This is a genomic window from Frankia sp. CeCAU1 (assembly GCF_977971845.1).
The window spans coordinates 72,796-78,358 of sequence record NZ_CDWWXA010000007.1; the positions used below are offsets into that span (position 1 = coordinate 72,796).

Genomic DNA, 5,563 nt, shown 5'->3' on the forward strand with positions numbered 1-5,563 from the left:
CCTCGCCCAGCTCATCCACGACCTGAAGAACGCCAATCCCAAGGCCCGGGTGCACGTCAAGCTGGTCGCCGAGGTCGGCGTCGGCACGGTCGCCGCCGGGGTCTCCAAGGCGCACGCCGATGTGGTGCTGATCTCCGGGCACGACGGCGGGACGGGCGCCTCGCCGCTGACCTCGCTGAAGCACTCGGGTGCCCCCTGGGAGCTGGGGCTGGCCGAGACCCAGCAGACGCTGCTGCTCAACGGCCTGCGCGACCGCATCGTCGTGCAGGTCGACGGGCAGCTGAAGACCGGCCGCGACGTCATCGTCGGGGCGCTGCTGGGGGCCGAGGAGTTTGGTTTCGCCACCGCCCCGCTGGTGGTTGCCGGCTGCGTGATGATGCGCGTCTGCCATCTCGACACCTGTCCGGTCGGTGTGGCGACCCAGAACCCGGAACTGCGCAGGCGGTTCACCGGCAGGCCCGAGTTCGTCGAGGCCTTCTTCACCTTCATCGCCGAGGAGGTGCGCACCTACCTCGCCGCGCTGGGCTTCCGCAGCCTGCAGGAGGCGGTCGGCCGGGTCGACCTGCTCGACGCCCGCGCCGCCGTCGACCACTGGAAGGCCTCCGGCCTCGACATCACCCCGTTGCTGCACACCCCGGAGCGGCCCTTCGGCGGCTCGCTGAACTGCACGTCCAGCCAGGACCACGGGTTGGACAAGGCGCTGGACAACTCGCTGATCCAGCTGTGCGAGGGAGCGCTCGACGACGGCCGGCCGGTCTGGCTGGAGATGCCGATCCGCAACGTCAACCGGACCGTGGGCACCATGCTCGGCTACGAGGTGACGAAGCGCTTCGGCGCGGCGGGGCTGCCCGACGACACGATCCAGCTGCGGTTCACCGGCTCCGCGGGGCAGAGCTTCGGCGCCTTCGCGCCCCGCGGCATGACACTGACCCTCGAGGGCGACGCGAATGACTACGCCGGCAAGGGCCTGTCCGGCGGCAAGATCTTCGTCTTCCCGCCGAAGGAGTCCCCGCTGCGGGCCGAGGAGAACATCGTCGCCGGTAACGTCCTGCTCTACGGGGCGACGGGCGGCGAGGCGTTCTTCCGCGGAATCGTCGGCGAGCGGTTCTGCGTGCGCAACTCCGGGGCGACCGCGGTGGTCGAGGGGGTCGGCGACCACGGCTGCGAGTACATGACCGGCGGCACCGTGCTGGTGCTCGGGGCCATCGGGCGCAACTTCGCCGCGGGCATGAGCGGCGGCGTGGCCTACCTGTACGACCCGGTCGAGGCGCGGATCAACACCGAGATGGTGGACGTCGAGGCGCTGGACGGCGCCGACGAGACGATCGTGCGGGACCTGCTCGTCCGGCACCGCCGGGAGACCGGTTCGACGGTGGCCGCCCGGCTGTACACCGACTGGGACACCGTGCGCGGGTCGTTCCGTAAGGTGATGCCACGGGACTACAAGCGGGTGCTGACCGCCATCCGGCAGGCGCAGGAGCAGGGGCTCGTCGCCGACGAGGTCATCATGGCGGCGGCTCGTGGCTGACCGGGCCGCCAAGCACGACCCGACCATCATCGCGATCGCACGGACCCGACAGGAGCGGCATGGCTGACCCGACCGGCTTCCTCAAGCACCGCAGGGAGCTGCCGAAGCGCCGTCCCGTGGACGTCAGGATCACCGACTGGCGTGAGGTGTACGAGTCGTTCCCCGAGGAGCATCTGCGCACGCAGGCCAGTCGGTGCATGGACTGCGGCATCCCGTTCTGTCACGAGGGCTGTCCGCTCGGGAACATCATTCCGGAATGGAACGACCTGACCCGGCGCGGCGACTGGGTGGACGCCATCGAGCGGCTGCATGCGACGAACAACTTCCCCGAGTTCACCGGGCGGCTGTGCCCGGCGCCGTGCGAGGCGGCCTGCGTGCTCGGCATCGGCGACGATCCGGTGACCATCAAGCAGGTCGAGGTCAGCATCATCGACCGCGCCTGGGCCGACGGCACCGTGGTCCCGGTTCCGCCGTCGCTGCGTACCGGCAAGCGGGTGGCGGTCGTGGGCTCCGGCCCGGCCGGTCTCGCCGCCGCCCAGCAGCTCACCCGGGCCGGCCACGAGGTCGTGGTCTATGAACGGGCCGACCGGAGCGGCGGCCTGCTCCGCTACGGCATCCCCGAGTTCAAGATGGAGAAGCGGGTCCTGGACCGCCGGCTCGCGCAGATGGCGGCCGAGGGCACGTCGTTCGTCACGTCCTGCAACGTCGGCCTCGACATCTCCGCGGACGAGCTGCGTTCCTCCCACGACGCGGTGGTCCTCGCCGGGGGATCGACGGTCGGCCGGGACCTGCCCGTTCCCGGCCGCCAGCTGGGTGGCATCCAGCTGGCGATGGAGTTCCTGGTGCCCGCGAACCGGGTCGCGCAGGGGGACCTGCCCGAGTCGCCCATCTCCGCCAAGGGCAAGAACGTGGTCATCATCGGCGGCGGTGACACGGGCGCGGACTGCCTGGGCACCTCCCACCGCCAGGGCGCGCTCTCCGTGCACCAGCTCGAGATCATGCCCCGGCCGCCGGAGCTGCGGGCCCCGGCCAACCCGTGGCCGTCGTACCCGATCATCTACCGGGTCTCCAGCGCGCACGAGGAGGGCGGCGAGCGGGTCTTCGCCGTCTCCACCGAGCGCTTCCTCGGTGACGAGGACGGCAACGTGCGGGCGCTGCGCATGCACGAGGTGCGCCTCGTCGGCGGGAAGTTCGAGAAGGTCGAGGGTACCGACACCGAGCTGCCCTGCCAGCTGGTGCTGCTCGCCATGGGGTTCACCGGTCCGGAACGGTCCGGCCTGCTGACCGATCTCGGGGTGGAGCTGGACGCGCGCGGCAACGTGGCGCGCGACGCCGGGTGGGCCTCCTCGGTCCCCGGCGTGTTCGTCGCCGGGGACATGGGACGCGGGCAGTCGCTGATCGTCTGGGCGATCGCCGAGGGACGTGCCGCGGCCGCCGCCACCGACCGCTGGCTGATGGGCAGGACGGACCTGCCCGAGCCCATCACGCCGACGCGTCGCTGACCGGGAGCCTGCCGGCCCCGGCGTGCGGCCGGAACATCGGAGCACTTTTCGGCCGAAGATTCATGTGATCTGCCTTGCTCCATGCCGGATCCGCGGCGATTGACCGGACTCGCCGACCGGCCTGGTGACCTGCGGCGGTACCGTTCAGTGCCATGAGGCTCGTGCTGCTCGGTCCACCCGGCTCCGGCAAGGGAACCCAGGGCGCTCGCATCAGCGCCCGGCACGGCATCCCCTCGATCTCGACCGGTCGGCTGTTCGACCGGCAGATCGCCGCGGGTACGCCGCTGGGCCATCGCGCGGAGCGCTACGTCCGCGCGGGCGAGCTGGTCCCCGACGAGATCGTGCTCGACATCGTCGCCGACCGGCTCGAGAGTGGCGTCGACTGTGCGGTGGGGTTCCTGTTCGACGGGTTCCCCCGGACCTACCCCCAGGCCGAGGCGTTGGACCGGATGCTCGTGGTGACCTGCGGCCCGCTCGACGCGGTCGTCGACGTCGACGTCGACGTCGACGAGGTGCTCGACCGCATCCGGCGCCGCTCCCGCACCGAGGACCGGGTCGACGACGCGGAGGACACCGCCCGTCGCCGGTTGAAGGTCTTCGAGCAGGAGACCGCACCATTGCGCCGCTACTACCAGCGGGGTGGCCTGCTGCGCACGGTGGACGGTTCCGGCAGCCCGGACGAGGTTGCGGCCCGCATCGAGGAGATGCTGGCGGACGTCGCCCATCCGGGTCTGCGGGCCCATCCGGGTCTGCGGGCCCATCCGGGTCTGCGGGCCCGGCCAGGTCTGCCTGTCTGTCGGTAGGCCATGGGTCGCCGAGGAGGGGAGCGGGGGCGCCTCGCGCACGTCGCCCTCGTCGCCCTCGTCGTGCTCTGCTGGCTGCCGCTGGTCGTCGTCATCACCGCGTGGCGGACCGTGCTGAACCCGGCCTTCTACTCGCAGTCGCTGAACCGGGCCGACGCCTTCGACCGCGTCTACACCCAGGTACTGCCCGATCCCGCGGTCGACACGTTGCTGGCCGGCCTCCCGGTCGACAGCTCCCTCGTCACCGCGAACCTGCGCACGGTGCTGCCCCCGTCGACGATCCAGGCGATGACCGACGAGCAGATCAACCGGATCGTCGACTACCTGCGGGCCGACACGGACGACGTCGAACTCGCCGTCGATCTCCGGCCGATCTTCGACAACATCTCGGGCCTGGCCAACCGGTACGTCGCCGGTGAACTGGGTGCCGGCACCAGCTACCAGGTCACCACCGTGCAGGAGTTCACCCACGATGTCGTCACCGCGCTCGACGACATCGCCGCCGGGCGCCCGCCGAAGTCCCTGCCCGCGATCGAGCTCTCCCCGCAGGACACCGACCGCGTCCTGCCCGTGGTGCTGGACCGGGTGGACGCCGACACCCGGGCGCGCATCGAGGCTCCGCTGCGCGCCCTGCTGAGGTCGGGCAACATCGCCGGAGCGCTGGCGCTGGTCGGTCCGGAGGTCTTCCGGGGCGACGAGACGGCCATCGGCCGGCTCCAGGCGTATCTCCACGGATCCACCCTCGATCTCGGGGTCCGCCTGTCGGATCTGCGTGACCGGCCGATGATCGTCGCGATCGACCGGCTGCACGACGTCGCCGCGACCCTGGTGTGGGTCTCTCTCCTGCTCGCCCTGATCATGACGGCGGCCATGGTCAGCATCGTCGTGCTGGCCGGGCTGCGGGGAGTGTCCCGGGTCCGGGCCGCGACCGGTGCGGTGGTCCTCGCCGGCGTTGGTGCCGGGCTGCTCGGCGTCGTCCTGCGCATCGCGCTGCCGAATCCGCTGACCTCGCTGGACAGGCCGTCGTCGCCCCTGCCGCCGGGAGCCGGCGCAGTGCTGGTCGACTTCTCCTCGCGCGCCTACGGCACGCTCGAGAGCGACTTCCTGCGGATCGTGGCCTGGACGCTGGTGGCCGGCCTGGTCGGCTACGGATTGTCGCGGCTCGTCGCGGTGTCCGCCCGGTGGAACCGGACCGGCCGGCGGCGCCGGGTAGCCACGGCGTTCGCCCTCGCGGCGCCCCTGATGATCATCGTGACCTGGACGGCCTTCCCCGGCGCCGCCGCCGAGGCCCGCAAGCTCTGCAACAGCCAGCAGGCGCTATGCGACCGGCGCTATGACCAGGTGAGCTACCTGGCCACCCACAACGCGATGGCCACCAGCGAGGACCGGTTTCTCGGGCCTGCCCAGGACCCGGCGATCACGCACCAGCTCGACCTGGGGGTGCGCGCCCTGCTGCTCGATGTGCACCACTGGACATCGCCGACCCAGGTCGACGCTTATCTGCAGACCCTGCCGCCCGCGACCCGCGACGCGCTCGCCCCGCTGACGCGAGGCGCCCGGTCGGAACGCCCCGGCACCTGGCTGTGCCATGACCTGTGCCAGCTCGGCTCCCTCGACTTCGTGGCGGAGCTGACTCGGGTCCGGGACTGGATGAACCGCAATCCCACCGAGGTCGTGACGCTGATCATCCAGGATAATGAGGTGCCGGCGAGCGAGATCGCCGGCGGCGT

General features: G+C 71.3%; 4 protein-coding genes. All 4 read left to right on the top strand.

What is annotated here, in order from left to right:
• Positions 1-1,528 (top strand): GltB/FmdC/FwdC-like GXGXG domain-containing protein (locus tag AC08OO_RS02810; RefSeq protein ID WP_476618209.1); only part of this gene is annotated, 1,528 nt, incomplete at its 5' end.
• Between the two features lie 59 nt (positions 1,529-1,587).
• Positions 1,588-3,030 (top strand): glutamate synthase subunit beta, encoded by a 1,443-nt coding sequence (locus AC08OO_RS02815; RefSeq protein ID WP_476608767.1) that lies wholly within the window; start codon positions 1,588-1,590, stop codon positions 3,028-3,030.
• A gap of 152 nt (positions 3,031-3,182) precedes the next feature.
• The gene (locus AC08OO_RS02820; protein WP_476608766.1) at positions 3,183-3,833 is read left to right on the top strand and encodes an adenylate kinase; all 651 of its coding nucleotides are present in this window, start codon (positions 3,183-3,185) and stop codon (positions 3,831-3,833) included.
• Between the two features lie 3 nt (positions 3,834-3,836).
• Positions 3,837-5,563 (top strand): PI-PLC domain-containing protein (locus AC08OO_RS02825; protein WP_476618210.1); only part of this gene is annotated, 1,727 nt, incomplete at its 3' end.